The sequence below is a fragment of the Bacillus sp. PK3-067 genome (assembly GCF_056738645.1).
Window position 1 is genome coordinate 560,048 of record NZ_CP096490.1, and the last position, 19,488, is coordinate 579,535.

General features: G+C 34.6%; 17 protein-coding genes and 1 pseudogene. 16 read left to right on the forward strand and 2 right to left on the reverse strand.

Going from position 1 to position 19,488, the window contains the following annotated elements; all coding sequences use genetic code 11:
• Positions 1-202 precede the first annotated feature (202 nt).
• From M1D73_RS02935 to M1D73_RS03010, 16 genes and pseudogenes are all read left to right on the forward strand, one after another.
• Entirely contained in the window at positions 203-769 is a 567-nt protein-coding gene (locus M1D73_RS02935) for a glycerol-3-phosphate responsive antiterminator (protein ID WP_000472003.1), read from the forward strand.
• Complete coding sequence (locus M1D73_RS02940) at positions 766-1,863, forward strand: ABC transporter ATP-binding protein (protein WP_121868430.1); 1,098 nt, start codon at positions 766-768, stop codon at positions 1,861-1,863. Before M1D73_RS02935 ends, M1D73_RS02940 begins: the two co-directional genes overlap by 4 nt.
• On the forward strand, positions 1,863-2,795 hold the full coding sequence (locus M1D73_RS02945; protein ID WP_000573797.1) for a carbohydrate ABC transporter permease: 933 nt from the start codon (positions 1,863-1,865) through the stop codon (positions 2,793-2,795). Before M1D73_RS02940 ends, M1D73_RS02945 begins: the two co-directional genes overlap by 1 nt.
• Positions 2,792-3,613: a carbohydrate ABC transporter permease gene (locus tag M1D73_RS02950; RefSeq protein ID WP_000635946.1), complete on the forward strand. Its 822-nt coding sequence runs from the start codon at positions 2,792-2,794 to the stop codon at positions 3,611-3,613. The genes M1D73_RS02945 and M1D73_RS02950 overlap by 4 nt, the downstream gene beginning before the upstream one ends.
• Before the next feature lie 21 nt (positions 3,614-3,634).
• Positions 3,635-5,011 carry an ABC transporter substrate-binding protein gene (locus M1D73_RS02955; protein ID WP_086401957.1) on the forward strand — a complete coding sequence of 459 codons (1,377 nt, stop codon included), beginning with the start codon at positions 3,635-3,637 and terminating at the stop codon, positions 5,009-5,011.
• Between the two features lie 437 nt (positions 5,012-5,448).
• Positions 5,449-6,153 carry a metallophosphoesterase family protein gene (locus M1D73_RS02960; protein ID WP_000821952.1) on the forward strand — a complete coding sequence of 235 codons (705 nt, stop codon included), beginning with the start codon at positions 5,449-5,451 and terminating at the stop codon, positions 6,151-6,153.
• Positions 6,154-6,348: 195 nt separating this feature from the next.
• Positions 6,349-7,020, forward strand: a complete 672-nt coding sequence (locus M1D73_RS02965) for a response regulator transcription factor (RefSeq protein ID WP_001238621.1) — start codon at positions 6,349-6,351, stop codon at positions 7,018-7,020.
• Entirely contained in the window at positions 7,017-8,267 is a 1,251-nt protein-coding gene (locus M1D73_RS02970) for a sensor histidine kinase (protein ID WP_000715835.1), read from the forward strand. The genes M1D73_RS02965 and M1D73_RS02970 overlap by 4 nt, the downstream gene beginning before the upstream one ends.
• Before the next feature lie 231 nt (positions 8,268-8,498).
• A complete protein-coding gene (locus M1D73_RS02975; RefSeq protein WP_000728585.1) occupies positions 8,499-9,320 on the forward strand; it encodes a hypothetical protein in 822 nt (273 codons plus the stop codon).
• A 7-nt stretch (positions 9,321-9,327) separates the two neighbouring features.
• Entirely contained in the window at positions 9,328-10,083 is a 756-nt protein-coding gene (locus M1D73_RS02980) for a C39 family peptidase (protein ID WP_086401958.1), read from the forward strand.
• A 422-nt stretch (positions 10,084-10,505) separates the two neighbouring features.
• A pseudogene (locus M1D73_RS02985) lies at positions 10,506-11,360 on the forward strand (cache domain-containing sensor histidine kinase); the annotation flags it as partial.
• Between the two features lie 168 nt (positions 11,361-11,528).
• Positions 11,529-12,347 (forward strand): methyl-accepting chemotaxis protein, encoded by an 819-nt coding sequence (locus tag M1D73_RS02990; RefSeq protein WP_432804035.1) that lies wholly within the window; start codon positions 11,529-11,531, stop codon positions 12,345-12,347.
• A gap of 78 nt (positions 12,348-12,425) precedes the next feature.
• Positions 12,426-14,030 carry a sensor histidine kinase gene (locus M1D73_RS02995; protein WP_000746421.1) on the forward strand — a complete coding sequence of 535 codons (1,605 nt, stop codon included), beginning with the start codon at positions 12,426-12,428 and terminating at the stop codon, positions 14,028-14,030.
• Positions 14,027-14,734, forward strand: a complete 708-nt coding sequence (locus tag M1D73_RS03000; RefSeq protein ID WP_086401959.1) for a response regulator — start codon at positions 14,027-14,029, stop codon at positions 14,732-14,734. The genes M1D73_RS02995 and M1D73_RS03000 overlap by 4 nt, the downstream gene beginning before the upstream one ends.
• Before the next feature lie 122 nt (positions 14,735-14,856).
• The gene (locus tag M1D73_RS03005) at positions 14,857-16,203 is read left to right on the forward strand and encodes a 2-hydroxycarboxylate transporter family protein (protein WP_000512722.1); all 1,347 of its coding nucleotides are present in this window, start codon (positions 14,857-14,859) and stop codon (positions 16,201-16,203) included.
• 59 nt (positions 16,204-16,262) lie between these two features.
• Positions 16,263-17,462 carry an NAD(P)-dependent malic enzyme gene (locus tag M1D73_RS03010; protein ID WP_000880780.1) on the forward strand — a complete coding sequence of 400 codons (1,200 nt, stop codon included), beginning with the start codon at positions 16,263-16,265 and terminating at the stop codon, positions 17,460-17,462.
• Positions 17,463-17,754: 292 nt separating this feature from the next.
• Here M1D73_RS03010 and M1D73_RS03015 read toward each other — a convergent pair whose 3' ends face one another.
• Positions 17,755-18,279, reverse strand: coding sequence for a DUF4871 domain-containing protein (locus tag M1D73_RS03015; protein WP_000719692.1), 525 nt, complete (start codon positions 18,277-18,279; stop codon positions 17,755-17,757).
• A gap of 187 nt (positions 18,280-18,466) precedes the next feature.
• Positions 18,467-19,393 (reverse strand): DMT family transporter, encoded by a 927-nt coding sequence (locus M1D73_RS03020; protein WP_001059054.1) that lies wholly within the window; start codon positions 19,391-19,393, stop codon positions 18,467-18,469.
• Positions 19,394-19,488 lie beyond the last annotated feature (95 nt).

The window sequence follows — 19,488 nt, forward strand, 5'->3', positions numbered from 1 at the left end:
ATCAAAACTGACTTAATAAATGCGTAATATAGTAAAGGTAACAAAATAACTAGGGTAGAGAACATTTGAGAACACCCACTTACATATAATGTGCCACTTTCTTAGGTGTGCTCTATTCCCTAGAGTTCAAATAAGGAGAAAGGCGTTCTATGTAAGTAGGTGTTTTTAGTTTGGATAAAAATAGAACAGTTAGGTGGAATAAATGTTTAAAGAACCTTATATTGCGATGATAAAGGATTGGAAAGGATACAAAGCATACAAAAAATTGCCGAAAACAGTTTTTCTTATGACTGGTTCAATGCTGGAATTACCAGAGCGTGTATATGAATTGCAGAAACATGGACATGATGTATTTCTTCATTGTGATTTTATACAAGGCTTAAATACGAATACAGAGGAAGCGCTTTTGTATATTCAAGATGTTATCGGGGCACAAGGTATTATTTCAACAAAGGGTTCAACAATTCGAAATGCTAATAAAATTGGATTGAAAACAATTCAACGTATTTTTATTGTAGATACTTTATCTCTTACTAAATCAATTGAAAATTGTAAAACGACTAAACCAAATGCAGTAGAGATTATGCCGGGGATTATGCCTTCTATTATTAAGCAGCTAGTAGAGGAAATAGAGTTTCCTATTATTGCAGGAGGGCTGATTCAAACGCGAGAAGATGCGGAAATTGCAATTCGTGCAGGAGCAAGTGCGATTTCAACAAGTCATTATGAAGTATGGATACAAGAAGAAAAAAGGAGTGCAACCTTGTGATTGAATTGAAAAATGTTTCAAAGGTATATAAAAATGCAGAAGAGACAGCGGTTAAAGGCATATCGGTTCATATTAAGAAGGGTGAATTTTTTGTTTTAGTTGGACCTTCGGGATGCGGGAAAAGCACATTATTACGAATGATCGCTGGCTTAGAAGAGATTTCTTCAGGAGATTTAATTATTAATGAACGTGTTGCAAATGATCTAGAGCCGAAAGACCGTAATCTATCAATGGTATTTCAAAATTATGCATTATATCCACACTTATCTGTAGAAGAAAATATTTTATTTGGACTTAAGGTAAGAAAAGTACAAAAAGAAGAGCGACAAAAGCGATTAATGGCAGCTATTGAAATGGTAGGACTGAAAGAGTATGTGAAAATGAAACCAGGCCAATTATCAGGCGGACAAAGACAGCGTGTTGCACTTGCCAGGGCAATTGTGAGTCAAGCGCCAATCTGTTTAATGGATGAACCACTTTCGAATTTGGATGCGAAATTACGTGCGCAAATGAGAATTGAAATTAGAGAAATTCAGCAGCGATTAGGAATTACGATGATTTACGTTACCCACGATCAAATAGAAGCGATGACTATGGGTGATCGTATCATGGTTTTAAATAAAGGAAGTATACAGCAAGTTGGAACACCACTTAACATATATAACGAACCAGCAAACGAATTTGTTGCAAGCTTTATAGGTTCTCCTTCTATGAATATAAATGATGGGGAAGTAAATAAAGAAAAAGGTGTATTACATATAGGACAATTGCAAATTCCATTATCTATTAGACAGTTAAAGCAATTACCAGAAGGAACAATTCGCATAGGCATGCGCCCTGAGCATATTGCACTGTCTGAGGAGGGACAAGAAGTGACGTTGCAATCTGTAGAAGTATTAGGGAATGAATCTATATTGAACTTTGCGGTAAATGGAACAACTTGGAGTGCGAAAGTTATCGGACAGTTACTCCTGAACAAAGGTGACAAAGTAAAATTATTATTCTCGCAAGAAAAGTTATGCTTCTTTAACGAAAACACGAATGAACGCTTAAAAGTGGTAGCTGAAGAAGAGTTGAAAGTGGTGGCGAAATAATGATCGAAGTAAGTAAGTTACCAGTTCAAACAAAGGTGTCAAAAAAGAAAAAATTATGGGAGAGAACGAAAGATTTAAGAATAGGATTATTGTTTTTGGCGCCATCTATTTTGCTATTTTCGATTTTTCTGTTCTATCCATTGTTTAGGACGATTTATTATAGTTTTTATTTAACCGATATACATGGAGAAGCTAATCTTTTCGTTGGCTTAGAAAATTATCAATATTTATTCTCTGATCCAGCCTTCTACAAAAGTATAAAATCAACTTTATTATTTGTTTTATATACAGTTCCTACGAGTATTATATTTGCTTTGTTTCTTGCATTGATTGCAAATGGAAAGGTAAGAGGTATTGGGTTATTCCGAGTTCTGTTTTCTTCGACGATGGGAATATCAGTAGCTGCTAGTGCAGTGATTTGGCTATTTTTATTTCATCCAAGTGTAGGATTATTTAATAATATATTAGCCTCTATGAACCTTCCTGCAATCGCATGGTTAACGAGTCCGGACTGGGCACTATTCTCTGTATCAGTTACAACAGTTTGGGTGAATACAGGTTTTGCATTTTTAGTTATATTAGGTGGTTTACAAAATATTGATACGTCTTTATATGAGAGTGCATCTATAGATGGTGCTAGTTATTTATATAAGCTTCGCCGTGTTACATTACCGATGCTATCACCAACTTTATTCTTTATTGTAACAGTAACATTAATTAGTGCGTTCCAAAGCTTTGGACAAATTGATATTTTAACGCACGGTGGACCAAATGATGCAACGAATTTAATTGTGTACTCGATTTACAAAGAGGCGTTTGTGAATCATCAATTTGGAACAGCAAGTGCACAAGCGATGGTATTATTTGTTTTCATTTTCGTTGCTACATTACTTCAATTTAAGTTTGCTGAGAGAAAGGTGCATTATAAATGATTGTTAAACAGTGGAAACAAAATTTCCTATTATACATGCTACTCATTATTAGTGCAGTGATGGTATTTTTTCCTGTACTGTATGCATTTTTAATAAGCTTTATGACACCAGACGATATTCAAATGAGAAGGTTATTTCCGACCCAGTTTACTTTTGATAATTTCATTAATATTTTTCAAAAAGTACCGCTTTTTACATACTTATATAACAGTTTAATTGTATCGACAGTCGTTATGATTGGACAACTTATCGTATCAAGTTTAGCAGCTTATGCTTTTGTTTTTCTTCAGTTTAAAGGGAGAAACTTAATTTTCTTCCTGTTTATTTCAACGATGCTTATTCCGTGGGAAGCAACGATGGTGCCTAACTTTTTAACGATTCAAAACTTTGGCTGGATCAATAGTTTCGCCGGGATGACAGTGCCGTTTTTTGCAACAGCTTTCGGTATTTTCTTGTTACGTCAACATTTTATGACACTCCCGAATGAACTGAAAGAAGCTGCTTTTATTGAAGGGATTGGAAATATAAGATTTTTATTCAGCGTTGTAATACCGTATTGTAAAACGAGTTTTATTACGCTTGGAGTATATAGCTTTTTAACAACATGGAATATGTATTTATGGCCACTTTTAGTGACCACTGATGAAAAAGTAAGAACAGTGCAAATCGGTGTAAAGCAGCTTCAGTCTCAAGAAGTTGCAACTGATTGGGGAAGCGTAATGGCCGGTGTTACGGTTATCGTTATTCCAACATTGATTTTACTATTTTTAGGGCAAAAGCAATTACAACAAGGATTAACAAAAGGTGCAATTAAATAACTAAGAGAAGGTGAGATTTAAATGAGTCTAGTTAAAAAAGGTGCTGCTCTATTAATGGTAGCAACAATGGCATTATCTAGTGCAGCTTGTTCAAATAGTAAAACAGAGGGAAAACCTGAAGTACAGGCAAAAGTAGCACCAGTTGAAAAAAATGGTGATAAAACTGTAATTCGCTTCTGGCATGCGATGGGTGGAAAAACACAAGGAGTATTAGATGGTCTTGTTGCAGACTATAATAAGTCGCAAAATAAATATGAGATAAAGGCAGAGTTCCAAGGGACATATGAAGAGTCTTTAACGAAATTTAGAACGATGTCTGCAACGAAAGAAGCGCCAGCTCTTGTTCAATCGAGTGAAATTACAACGAAATATATGATTGATAGCAAAAAAATCACACCAATTGATAGCTGGATAAAAAAAGATAAGTACGATACGTCAAAATTAGAAAAAGCAATTACAAATTATTATTCAGTTGATGGAAAAATGTATTCTATGCCATTTAATTCATCTACACCAGTATTAATTTATAATAAAGATGCTTTTGCAAAGGCGGGCTTAGATCCAGAGAAAGCTCCAAAAACATATGCGGAATTACAAGAAGCAGCGAAAAAGTTAACGATTAAAGAAGGCGGAAATGTAAAACAATATGGATTCTCCATGCTTAACTACGGTTGGTTCTTTGAAGAATTGTTAGCGACACAAGGTGCTTTATATGTAGATAACGAAAACGGCCGTAAAGATGCTGCAAAGAAGGCGGTATTTAACGGTAAAGAAGGACAGAAAGTATTTGGAATGTTAGATGATTTAAATAAAGCTGGCGCACTTGGAAAGTATGGAGCAAGTTGGGATGATATTCGTGCCGCGTTCCAATCTGGACAAGTTGCTATGTATTTAGATTCTTCAGCAGGTGTTCGTGATTTAATCGATGCATCTAAGTTTAATGTAGGTGTTTCATATATTCCGTATCCTGAGGATTCGAAACAAAATGGTGTTGTTATTGGTGGAGCATCATTATGGATGACGAATATGGTTTCAGAAGAAACGCAACAAGGTGCTTGGGACTTTATGAAATATTTAACGAAGCCAGACGTACAAGCAAAATGGCATACTGCAACAGGTTATTTCTCAATTAATCCAGATGCATATAATGAGCCATTAGTAAAAGAGCAATATGAAAAATATCCACAGTTGAAAGTAACAGTAGATCAATTGCAAGCGACGAAGCAATCTCCAGCAACACAAGGGGCTTTAATTAGTGTATTCTCAGAATCACGAGATGCAGTTGTAAAAGCATTAGAAGCGATGTATGACGGGAAGAATAGTAAAGAAGCGTTAGATGAAGCTGCCAAAGCAACAGATAGAGCAATTAGCATTTCAGCTCGTACGAGTCAAAAATAAGAGAAAGCCGTATCCTTAAAAGGGATACGGCTTTCTTTATAGGGAGATAAGGGATCAAAGAAATGATGAAGTCTTATCTCTTTTATATGAGTAAAGGGTCTAGAGTGAATGTTGTCCTTTTCATTATTTATTTAACTCCATTGCGACTTGTTTACCATTTACGAAAACCTCTACTACCGCTACTACAACTTCCATTACTTTTTTCATCTCTCATCTCTCCTTATTTTTTGTTTCATTTCTTACTCTCAGTATAAGGAAATACAGTAATTACAACTATCGAATTGGATGACAAGAGACTTACATTGTTGTAAGGATAATAGTTTAGTTTGTAATAAAGTGAAACTGTAATCAGTGGGGGGCTTACTGCCCGTTAATGCGGGATTTCAATTCTGAACTTTCTGTCGTTTTGAACTATAATTAGAAAGAGGGGGGATAATATGAAAAGAATTCTTGTTATTAGTGATATTCATGGAGAGATAGAAAAGTTCGAACATTTATTGGAAGAAGCTCAATATGATGCGAAACAGGATCAATTAATCTTACTGGGAGATTATGTAGATCGTGGTCCAAATGCGCGTGCTGTAATTGAAAAGGTAAGAGAATTGAAAAAAGAGGGAGCACTCATTTTAAAAGGAAATCATGAAGATATGATGATTAAGGCGTTAACGACAAATGAGGAACGTTCATGGAACCATTGGGTAAAAAGAAATGGTGGAGATAAGACATTATATAGCTATGGATTTGTAGAAGAAGATATTGCGGTTAATGAGAAAGACTTCCAAAAACCGATTTTACACTCTCGTGTATTAGAGGAACATATAAAGTTTATTCAAGAATTAGATCATTACATTGAAACAGAAGAGTATATATTTGTACATGCTGGGGTTGAACCGATGAAACGAGTTTCTGAATCTGAACCATATACATTAATGTGGATCCGTAATGAATTTCATAATGGATATAGCGGTGAAAAGGTTATTGTATTTGGGCATACGGAAACAAAAACGCTTCATGGTAGTGAGGATTGCGGAGTGTATTTTGGTAGTAATCGTATTATTGGGATTGATGGCGGGGCTGTGTATGGCGGTCAGCTAAATTGTTTAGAGTTGCCGAGTAAAAAGGTATATGTAATAAAAAATTGAAAGAGATAAGAGGAATCTTATTTCTTTCAATTTTTTATTAAGCTAAATTTAAGACAAAGTTTTTATAATAAAACTTCAAAATTTTAGAAGGAAATAGTTAAAAATGAAATTACGTAATGTAACTACATTCTTTTGTTATGAAGAGAAGAAATGTAATAATAAATAGAATTGAACTATTTGATGGAAGGTGAGAGCATGCGTTTACTTGTAGTAGAAGATAATGCTTCGTTATTAGAGTCTATCGTACAAATTTTACGTGATGAATTTGAAGTAGATACGGCAATAAATGGAGAAGATGGATTGTTTTTAGCTCTTCAAAATATATATGATGCAATTTTGCTGGATGTGATGATGCCAGGGATGGACGGATTTGAAGTGATTCAAAAAATACGAGATGAAAAGATTGAAACACCAGTCCTGTTTTTGACAGCGAGAGATTCTTTAGAAGATCGGGTGAAGGGATTGGACTTTGGTGGAGATGACTATATTGTTAAGCCATTTCAGGCCCCTGAATTAAAAGCGAGAATTCGTGCTTTACTACGCAGAAGTGGTAGTTTAACAACGCAGCAAACAATTCGCTATAAAGGCATTGAATTGTTCGGAAAAGATAAAGATGTTCAAGTAGATGGAAAAGGTATGAAGTTATCATTAAAACAATATGAGCTTCTAGAGTACCTTGTTCAAAATAGCGGAAAGATTTTAATGCGTGAACAAATTTTTGATCGTGTTTGGGGATTTGATTCAGATACGACAGTAGCGATTGTAGAAGTGTATGTGCATCATTTACGTAAAAAATTAGAGCCATTCGGTTATCAGAAAGATATTCAAACCGTTCGAGGTATTGGATATATATTAAAAGAACAATGAAAAAAGGAAGTATGTTTCAAAAAACACGCATTCGTTTGACTATAGTGAACTCATTAGTATTTATTCTATTAATAGGTATATTAGGCAGTATTATTTATTCGTACACATACAAGCGTATTTATAGTGAAGTAGATCAATCTATAAAAATGATAGCTCAGTATAGAGAAAAATTAGATGTTAAAGTACCACCAAGAAAACGCATGGAGAATATCCAAATTGGAGATCCGCGAGTAACTAGAATAACTTGGAATGGGAAAATAGTGAAAATAGAGGGCGATAACCGTAAATTCCGTTCTATTTTTGAAGAGAATTTGGAAAGTTTTTCTCCCGAAAAATTAGAGGAGTTACAAGATATTGAAGTACAAGGACGATATTTTAGAGCATTTTCGCTTCAAAAAGATGGAGAAATAGTTCAAATCGTGCGAGATATAACAGCGGAAGAAGGAATGTTAAATACTTTATTTTTAATTCTCGTTATAGGTTGTAGCATAGGAAGCCTCTGTGCGATAGGTATTGGCTTTTTCCTAGCTGGTAGAGCACTTGTACCTATTCAAAGTTCATGGGAGAAACAGCAACAATTCGTTTCTGATGCATCACATGAACTCAGGACACCACTTGCAGTTATTCAATCAAAAACGGATGTTTTATTCCAGTCACCATCCGCTACGATAGAAGAAAAAGCGATGGATATTTCTACAATTTCAAAAGAATGTAGGCGGTTATCGAAACTCGTTAGTAATTTATTATTGCTAGCACGTTCTGATTCTAATCAAATTGAGATGGATAAGAAAATATTTGAACTTGATAAATTGTTAGAAGAAATAGTAGCTCCATATAAAGAGATTGCTTCTTATCAAGAAAAAGAAATGATGCTAAAAGTAGAACGTGGTGTATCTTTTATGGGGGATAGAGAGCGGATTCATCAAATGATGGTCATACTGTTAGATAATGCGATGAAGTATACAAACGAAGGTGGGCATATTCAAATTGATTGCACGCAAACGAGTAGTTCAATTCGCATACAGGTGAAAGATGACGGGATAGGAGTGAAAGAAGAAGATATTCCGAAATTATTTGATCGTTTTTATCAAGGGGATAAAGCAAGAAGTACGTCAGAAGGAGCTGGATTAGGTCTTTCAATCGCAAATTGGATTGTAGAAAAGCATTACGGAAAAATATCAGTAGAGAGCAAATGGGGAGATGGCACTTGTTTTGAAGTGATTTTCCCTAAAAATCAAAAAATATAAGTAAGAAGACGACCTTGTTTTTACAAGGTCGTCTTTTTTTAAGGGAAAGTTAAGAAACTATTTATATTATGTATGGCATAAAGAAAGTTCGTTACATGAAGAAGAGATTAGGTGTATGTGAGTGGGGTTTATCAATCATAATGTTATCTCAAGCAGCGATGAGATGTATGTATAGTATTAAAAAAACTAGGGGAATGATGGGAAAGAAAGTATAAGAGGGAGGAATTAATTTTGAAAAAGAAAATGATGACGGTATTCACTATTGGAGTAATGAGTTTAAGTATATTAGGGGGGGCCTCTCCTTCTGAAACACAAAAAGGAAAGACAGATTACACGCAGCGCAGTAAAGAACAATTGAACAATGGTAAGATACATGCAGTGCATACAGAAGAAAAAGCAGAGAAACTAGGTATTGAAACGGAAGGAAAAGAACAAATTACACTAGAAAAAGAAATTCATGAAACAGAAGTAGGAAGGGAAGCAGAGCAGTTAGGCATATCGATTGAAGGAAAAGATGTTGGGATGCTGTCAGAAGAAATCTATGAAACAAAAGTAAAGCAAGAAGCGTTAAAGCTAGGTATATCTATAGAGAATACATCAATTGTAGATTTAATTACTCAAATTAATGCGATTAAAATTAAAGATGAAGCAGATAAATTAGGTATTTCGACAGATGGAAAAGAAATCGAAGACATCGCGGAAGAAATCTACGGAAAGAAAGTAAGAGAAGAAGCAGGAAAGTTAGATATTTCTCAAAAAGGAAAAGAAATTGAAGAGTTAGCACAAGAAGTGTACGAACAAAAAGTACAAGAAGAAGCAAAAAAACATCATATTGATTTGTATGGTAAAGATATATATCAAATATTAAGAGAAATTAATGAACAAAAGGTGCTACAAATGGCAGATGAGCTTAATATGGATAAAATGAATATGAATATTCAAGAGTTAGCGGAAAAGATAAAAAAAGATCAGCCTGAAAAAGGAAAAGAACTAAATTTTGTACCGATGGTACGAACGGATGCTGACGCATTTTATTCTTATTTAACGAATTAATAAGGGTGTGAAAGCGATAAGAAAATTGAAGTGGTATATATGTACAGCTTTACTAGGTGCAGCAATATGGAGTGTATATACAAATGGAATTCCAAAGTATGTAGAGAAGTTAACATTCTCAAATATACAAAGAGGAAAAGAAACGGAGTTTAGTAATAACGATGAAAAAGTCATCTTAGCAAATGTTCCCTTAATTCAGCAGTTACCAGAATTGGATAGAGGCTGTGAAGTGACGAGCTTAGCGATGATGTTACAATACGCTGGTGTTTCAGTGGATAAGATGACATTAGCAAATGAAATAAAAAAAGTTGATTTTATAGACGATGGTGTGCGCGGGAATCCGAATGAAGGATTTGTAGGTAATATTTATACATTTTCTGAATCGGGATATGGTGTATATCATGGGCCACTTTTTCAGTTAGCGGAAAAATATTTACCTAATAAAGCTGTAGACTTAACAGGGAAGAATATAGAAGAAATTTATAAGAGTATAAAAGCAGGGCAACCTGTAGTCATGATCACAAATGCAACATTTGCACCATTAGATGAAGCTGAATTTACTACATGGGAAACAAATAGTGGAGATGTTTCTATTACGTATAATGAACATTGTGTTGTACTTATTGGGTATGATCAGGAATCTGTATATATTCGAGATCCACTTAAGGATAGCTTAGATGTAAAAGTACCGAGAGAAACCTTTGAACAGGCATGGGTACAAATGGGAAGTCAGGCAATTAGTTATGTAAAGAGCGCTAAATAAATTAGGACGAAGAGTTTTAGTAATATGACTATAAGGCGAAGGGTAAAGATTTGAGGATTATAAGAGAAGTTTTATAGAGTAGAAGCTGTTAAGAAATAAGAGAACTTTAGCATATATAATGCTAAAGTTCTCTTATTTTTATGATTAAAATACGTATAAGGAGTGGATATGCAAAAATGCATAATTGACGAAAAAATTACATGTTATCATTATATATTGTTTTATATATGTTAATTGTATAAAATGACACAAGTATCCACATTACATAAAGGAGGCTTATTATGCAAAAAATATTTAACTGGGTTAAATGTATGAGTATCAATAAAAAATTAATCATTTCATTTTTTATTATTTTAACTATACCAGGAATTATTATCGGTGGTGTTTCATATCAAACTGCCAAAACAAATTTTGAGCATCAAATGACAGATAAGGCAAAGGAGAATATTTCGATTTTAAATACTGTTATTTCTCAAAATATAGAAGAGAAATTTGTTGATGCGACGTACTTTGCAGACATCTTAACAGAGGATACATATCTAAATGGACAAGAAGAAATAGTAAGAACGAAGTTAGCACAATATATAAAGCTTCATCCAGAAGTAGAAGGTATTTATATTGGAACAGAGACGGGAAAGTTTATAAGAGAACCATTTATTCAAATGGCTGATGGGTATAATCCAACAGATAGATCTTGGTATAAAGAAGCACATGAAAATAAAGGGAAAGTAATTGTTACTGCGCCATATCAGTCAGCATCTACAAAAAATATGGTAGTGACGATTGCGAAAGAAGTAAAAGATGGTAAAGGTGTTATAGGAATTAATTTAAATTTAGATAACATCTTAAAAATTTCCAAAATGATTAACATTGGTGAAAAAGGTTATGCAGTTATTTTAGATCAAAATAAGCAAATTGTTAGTCATCCATCTAGAAAACCAGGTGCAAAAGTTACTGATCCTTGGATTAAACCAATTTATGAAGATAAACAAGGAAATGTGTCTTATACAGAACAAGATGATAAAAAGAATTTAATCTTTGCAACAAATGAGAAAACGGGCTGGAAAGTAGTTGGTGTTATGTTCGATGAAGAAATTACCCAAGCTGCCAGTCCAGTGTTTTATAAGACTTTGATTGTCATTGCTATCGCTATTGCATTTGGTAGTATATTAATTTATTTCATTACAAAGTCTATTACAAGGCCATTACGAAAAATAGCTGAATCGGCATATAAAATTAGTAAGGGAGATTTAACAGAGAAAATTACAATCCATTCCAAGGATGACATAGGGAAATTAGGGAATTCATTTAATGAAATGTCTACGTCTTTACAAGATGTTATTACCCAAATTAGCTTTTCAGCAGAACATGTTGCAGCATCGGCAGAAGAGTTAACAGCGAGCGTACAGCAAGCAAATGATGCGACAGATCAAATTACAATTGCAATGGAACAAGTATCAGGTGGGGCTGAATCACAAAGTCAAGGTGTTGAAGAAGGTGCGGCTACATTGCAACAAGTAAATACAGCAATTCAAGATGTAACTGGAAGCGCAGAGTCAATTTCTATTTCCTCATTACATGCGCGAGAAAGAGCTGAAGAGGGAGAAGATTTAGTTGAACAAACTGCAAAACAAATGCAGTCTATTTCTAGGTCGGTATCCGAGTCAGATGCTATTATTAAACTGCTTGATGAGAAATCAAAGCAAGTAGGAGCTATTTCTGAAGCAATTCAAAACATCGCAACTCAAACAAACTTATTAGCTTTAAATGCGGCTATTGAAGCAGCAAGAGCAGGTGAACAGGGACGAGGATTTGCTATTGTAGCAGATGAGGTTAGAAAATTAGCAGAGCAATCAGGAGAGTCATCTGGAGAGATTGCAAATTTAATTGCAGAAATTAAGGCGGATATTGAACATACTGTTAAGGCGATGGATAATGTGAATGGAGAAGTTCAACAGGGCCTTGATGTTGTAACAAAAACGAAAGTAAGTTTTACGGAAATTTTAAGTTCTACTACACATATTGTTTCTCAAGTTAATCAAATGGTAGAAACAACGAAGAGAATTGCTGGGGATGCAAATGAAGTGACAAATGCTATTGATGAAATTGCAGCTGCTGCAGAAGAAAATACAGCTAGTATGCAAAGTGTTGCAGCTTCAACAGAAGAACAGGTTAATTCCATGGAGGAAATTAGTTCAGCTTCGCAAAACTTAGCTGAGATGGCAGAAGAACTACAAGCGATGACTAGTAAATTTAAAGTATAATAACAGCAGATAAGTAAGGTGAAAATAATATCACCTTACTTATTTTTCTATTCAGCAATTAGGGGAGTCATTAACGGGATGAAAAAAAGAAAAAGACTATGGAATTTATGGAAAACGATTACATTGTTAGTTTGTACAGTTGTAATTTTTTCTTTACTTGTGACAGATATATTAATTAGTCATAATGTAGAACGGACGACGGAGGATAGCCAAGCAGAGAAGGCAAAAACAATTGCACACATTGTGGCGAATGATTCGATTGTAATCGATGGTTTGGTTGGGAAAGCAGATACCTCTGCAATCCAAACGTATACAAATAGAATATTACAAAACACAGGTGTTCAGTTTATTGTAGTTATGGACATGAATGGAATAAGAAAGTCACATCCAAATCCTCAAAAAATAGGGCATCATTTTATTGGGGGAGATGAAGGGCCTGCATTGAAAGGAAAAGAACATGTATCGTTAGCAGAAGGAACTTTAGGTATTTCCATGCGAGTGTTTGTACCAATATTTTCTGAAACAGGTGAACAACTTGGAGCTGTGGCTGTTGGTATTTCAGCAGATAATGTAAAAGAGAGAGTTAAGGAAAGTAGACATATCATTTATATTGGTGTCGGAGTTGGTGTATTAGTCGGAATTATAGGAGCAATATTGCTAGCTAGACATATAAAGAAAAGTTTATTCGGTCTTGAGCCGCACAGGATAGCAAAAATTCTTGAAGAAAGAAATACGATGCTACAATCTGTAAAGGAAGGTATTATTGCTGTAGATAAAGAGGCTAGAGTAACATTAATTAATAATGAAGCGAAACGTCTATTTAAAAAAAGCGGACTTGAAGAAGATTTTATCGGTAAAGATGTTGAGTTGTATATGCCAAATTCACGTATAAAAGAAGTATTGCAAACGGGAGAAGTACAATTAAACGAAGAACAAAATATTTATGGAATTACGATTGTGACGAATCGAGTTCCTTTATATGTAAAAGGAGAAATAGTTGGTGCAATTGCAACATTTCGTGATAAAACAGAGATTAGAAAACTAGCAGAGGAACTAACTGGTATTAGACTATATGCAGAAGCATTACGGGCACAATCTCATGAGTTTATGAATAAGATGCATGTCGTATTAGGGCTTACACATATGAAGCAGTATGAAGAATTACAGAAGTATATAAGCGGCATGGTATCAGAGCATCAATATGAAATTGGTGGAGTTATGAAAAGAATAAAAAGTCCAGTATTTGCTGGTTTTTTACTAGGTAAGCTCAGCTATGCTAGAGAGAAAAATATAAAATTAATTATAAGTGAAGATTCTTATATGCCGGAAATAGATGATGAAAGTATTACTCATGAACTTATTACGATTGTCGGAAATTTAATTGATAATGCATTAGAGGCAGTTACGAATTGTGAAAAGAAGCGAGTTGAAGTTAAGATACAACATGGGGATATACTAACTATTACAGTACAAGATACGGGAAAAGGTATACAAGAAAAAGAAATAGAGCAATTATTTACGAAAGGTTATTCCACAAAGGGAGATAACCGCGGTTATGGTTTGTATCTTGTAAAAGAAAGTATACAGCGAATAAATGGGGAAATTCATATGCATTCATTAGTAGGTAAGGGAACAACGATAACAATTGAAATACCTAAAGGTAGGGATGAGAGGCAAATATGATTAAAGTTTTAATTGTAGAAGATGACCCGATGGTAGCAATGCTAAATACGCATTATTTAGAGCAAGTAGGAGGATTTGAACTTGTTCAAGCAGTTAACTCAGTAAAGTCGGCGATCGAAATATTAGAGAAATCACGAGTAGATTTAGTATTACTTGATATTTTTATGCCTGAAGAGACTGGTTTTGAGCTTTTAATGTATATCCGGAACCAAGAAAAAGAAATTGATATTATAATGATTTCAGCTGTACATGATATGGGAAGTATTAAAAAAGCATTACAATATGGTGTAGTAGATTATTTAATTAAACCATTTACATTTGAACGATTTAAAGAGGCATTAACTATATATCGAGAAAAACTTACTTTCATGAAAGAACAACAAAAAATTAGTCAATCGGAATTAGATTTGTTAATTTTACAAAAAGAAAAAAGGGAGCCTACTGTCACGAAAGAGCTTCCGAAAGGGTTAACGAAGCAAACGTTGCAATTAATTTGGCAGAAGATCGAGTCGTTGAATGGAAGAGTGTTTACAACAGATGAAATGGCACAATTAGTTGGAATTTCAAGAGTTTCTATTCGAAAATATGTAATGTTTTTGACTGACATTGGAGTGTTAGAAAACGAAATGATGTACCAACATGTGGGCAGACCTGTAAGTAAATTAAGATGTGTTGATCAAAAGAAAATAGAGTTTTACGTATAAGCGACTTAATATAAGTCGCTTATACTTTTTTTAATTACAAAATCAATTACAAAACTTACAAAAACTATTTTTACTATTGAAAGCGTTTTAATATTGTTATTAAGAAAACGAGGGGGTGCCATATGGGAATTCAAAAGAATGTGGAAGCGGTATCATTTTCTGAAGGAAATGAAGTACAAAGAGAATCTTTCGCTTCTAAAATTATGAATGTAAAAATCGGTGTTATACCTTTACCGTTATATGTAGTATTGGCTGCTATTATTTATGGGGCATCTGTATATAATAAATTGCCAGCAGATATGATTGGTGGATTTGCAGTTATTATGATTATGGGGATTTTCTTAGGCGATATTGGGATGAGAATTCCAATTTTAAAAAATATCGGCGGTCCAGCAATACTTTCGTTATTTATTCCATCATTACTTGTATTTTTTAACTGGATGAATCCAGCTTCAATGGAAGCTGCGACTATGTTAATGAAAAAATCGAACTTTTTATATTTATATATTTCTTGTTTAGTAGTCGGAAGTATTTTAGGAATGAACCGTAAAGTGTTAGTACAAGGTTTCGTTCGTATGTTTATTCCTTTAGTAGTAGGGACGTTAGCTTCTGTAGCAGTAGGGTTATTGGTCGGTTCATTATTTGGATTTGAAATGAAGCACACATTCTTCTTTATCATCGTACCAATTGTGAGTGGTGGTATCGGGGAAGGGATTTTACCATTGTCGCTAGCTTATAGTGATATTTTAAATGAATCATCAGCGACGTTTGTATCACAGCTTATTCCAGCAGCTATTATTGGAAATATGTTCGCAATTGTAAGTGCAGGGTATATGAAGCGTTTAGGTGAGAAGAAACCGGAGCTTAGTGGTAACGGTGTATTAGTGAAAACAGACAATCAAGCAGAATTATTAAAAGAACAAAATACAGAGAAGCCAATTGACTTCTCATTAATGGGAGCAGGTTTATTAATTGCGTGTACGTTCTTCATCTTTGGAGGATTTGCTTCTAAGTTCATCGGTATTCCTGGGGCAATCATTATGATTTTTTCAGCAGCACTTGTGAAATACTTTAAATTAATGCCAGCAAAAATGGAGCAAGGAGCATTCCATTTATATAAATTTATTTCGAAGAATTTAACTTGGCCTTTAATGGTTGGATTAGGATTGCTATATATTCCGTTAAAAGACGTAGCAGCAGTTCTTTCAGTAGGATATGTTGTTGTGTGCGCATCGGTTGTTCTTACAATGGTAGCATCAGGTTTTCTTGTAGGGAAAGTGATGAAGATGTATCCAGTTGAATCGGCGATTGTAACTGGATGTCATAGCGGTTTAGGCGGAACTGGAGATGTTGCTATTTTATCGGCTTCAAATCGTATGGAATTAATGCCGTTCGCGCAAATTTCAACTCGTTTAGGCGGGGCGGCAATGGTTGTAACGGCGACAATATTATTAAAAATGTTTTCATGATCAAACAAGCTAGCTATATTCATATAGCTAGCTTGTCAAATTAAGGGGAGATTATAAGTATGTTAGCAAATCAAATTAATGAAAGATCATTGTTATTGCATAAAGAATTAGTAGGGAAAATTGAAATTACAAGTAAAGTGGAGGTAAATTCAGCGGATGATTTAAGCCTGACGTATACACCAGGTGTAGCGGAGTCGTGTAAAGCAATTGCGGCAGATGAAGAAACAGTGTATGACTATACAGCACGTGGCAATATGGTGGCAGTTGTTTCAGATGGAACAGCGGTACTCGGTTTAGGAAACATTGGACCGAAAGCGGCTATGCCTGTTATGGAAGGAAAAAGTATTTTGTTTAAGAAGTTTGCGAATGTAGATGCTTTCCCATTATGTTTAGGCACAACGGATGTAGATGAAATCGTTACCCTTGTAAAAAATTTAGAGCCTACATTTGCAGGGATTAATTTAGAAGATATTGCAGCACCGCGTTGTTTTGAAATTGAAAAACGATTAAAAGAAGAAACGAATATTCCTGTATTCCATGATGATCAACATGGAACAGCTATTGTCGTTTTAGCAGCTGTTATTAATGCATTAAAAGTTGTTAGCAAACAAATGGATAATGTGAAAATCGTTATTAACGGTGCGGGTTCGGCAGGAATTGCAATTGGAAAATTATTATTAAAGGCTGGTGCAAAGCACATTACGTTAGTTAGCCTAGAAGGTATTGTTTGTGAAGGTGAAACATGGATGAACGAAGCACAAATTGAAGTTTCAAAAAAGACAAATCGTGAACATGTGCGTGGAACGTTAAAAGAAGCAATTCACCAAGCTGATATTTTTATTGGCGTATCTGCTCCTAACGTATTAACGAAAGAACTTGTACAGACGATGAATGAGAAAGCAATTGTGTTTGCAATGGCGAATCCAATTCCAGAAATCTTCCCTGAGGATGCATTAGAGGCTGGGGCAGCTGTAGTAGGAACTGGACGCTCGGATTATGCGAATCAAGTAAATAATGTATTGGCGTTTCCCGGAATATTCCGCGGTGCGTTAGATGTGCGCGCAACTGATATTACAGAAGAGATGAAATTAGCGGCAGCATATGGGATCGCTAACATTATTACTGATGAAGAACGTAATGCGAATTATGTAATCCCGAATCCATTAGATAAAAGAGTTGTTCCAAGTGTTGCAGAAGCAGTAGCGAAAGCAGCTATTGATTCAGGCGTGGCACAAATTACGAAAATACCACGTTATTAATAGCGAAAAGCAGTGCCTAAAAGGCACTGCTTTTTTGAGATAAGAAATCAAAATAATGAAGAAGTGTAGAATTATTTATGTTTCTTCACTATTTATTTAATTCCATTGCAACTTGTTTACCATTCACTAAAACCTCAGTTACTGCTACGATCACTTCTATCATTTTTTTCATCTCTCATCTCTCCTCGTTTCATTTCTTACTTTAAGTATAAGAGAAGAGAGATAATTCAACTATCGAAGTACATGACGTAGAAATTACATTGTTGTAAGAAAGTGGTTTATTTTTGTCACTTTACTCAGCAGTGATTACAAACTGATCATAATATTTTTCATTCACATATATATTTAATAACCATAATCCAGATGAAGGTAGTGACATAGTGAGAGGGAGTTCGTTTGTAGTAGAATCGATTGTATTTGAAGTAGTCCAAGTTTGTTTGGAAGTTTCTTTTTGAAAGAGTACTTGTGTCGGAGTTACAGATCCTTGTTTTAGCGCAATAATAGACAATTTTCCAGTTGGTATTTCAGAATCTAGAAAGTGCCACATTATTTCATTTTGTTCATTTGCGATAATAGGACTATCAGCCATTGCGACTTTACCTTCGATGCCTTTTAAAGGCATTTTTCCTTCTACGAAAGAAGGTGTTTCTTCCCAATTTACATCTTTTAAAACACTAAGGTGAAAGAAGGAAGGTGCGTTCACTTGAGTGGATGACGTTGCTATTACGTCTTTTTTTTGTTCTTTTGAATCCGGTTGCGTTTGTGTGCATCCAGTGATGAGGAAGGAGAGAAGTAGCATAGTTCCGATTTTTTTCATGGTGCCACACTCCTAGTTTTTATTGTTAGTGTAATTGTATTTGCTAGAAGGCGGGACAATTCCTTTAAAGTATAAAAAGAGGTCGTAAGTTTTGTACGACCTCTTTTGACATTTTTATCCCGTAAAAGCCCGATTGGTGTAGGTTAATAATTAGTGGGAGATAGTCCCCACTAATTAAAGTTTCATTTTATATTTGTTCCGTTGTATAGGTTGGTTCGGTTTCTTTTTGAGGCATCGTCAAAAAAATAACGGACAGAACGATACATACGCCGCCTAATAATTGATATGTTCCAAAAGATTCATTTAGCCAAGTGATTGAAACGATGGCAGCTACAAGGGGTTCAATGCTAGATAAAATGCTTGTTTCTGTTGCTGCTAAATATTTAAGACTACCGATATATAGAAGGAAAGAAAGGGTACCACTAATAATGATAAGAATAAGCATAGAAAAAGTTTTTAGTGTAAGGGTTTGTGAAAATTGATTCCACCCGAATGAACGATTATAAATAAGTAGTGCAATTCCTCCGATTAACATCCCCCAACCAATTACTACAGTTGTCCCGCATTCTTTAATGAGAGAAGCCGGATGAAGGGTATAAAATGCAAATCCGATTGCTGTTAATAGTCCAAAAATAATAGCTTCTTTGGATAAAACAATGTTTTCAATTGAGCCATTTGTAATAATAAAGTATGTTCCTATTAGCGCGGCTATAATTGCGAATAGTTGCATGGAAGCAGGGAATTTTCTTTGTTCAAATGCAACATACATGGTAATAAGAACAGGACCTAGAAATTGAAATAGCGTTGCTGTGACTGCATTACTAATATGAACCGTTTCGATAAAGGCGTATTGCGCACCGAGCATGCCGAGAATAGAGAAAATAATAAGTTGTATAGAATATCTAGGGTGTTTCCAAATTTGAAATATGTTTTGTTTCTTTATAAGTAAGAAAGACAAAATAAATATTCCTGCAAGCAACAATCGAATTGTTAAAAAATCAATTGAGGATACATTAGTATGTTGAAATAGCCACTGAATCATTGGACCAGATAATCCCCATAATGTAGCCCCTGTAATAATCATAATGAGTCCGATACGTCTACCATTGTTCATTATCATGTTTCTCCTCTCCAGTATTTGATTTTTTATGTGTGACATGATAAAAGGAATTATATATAACTTCTGGTACTGTAAAAAGTATCAGATTT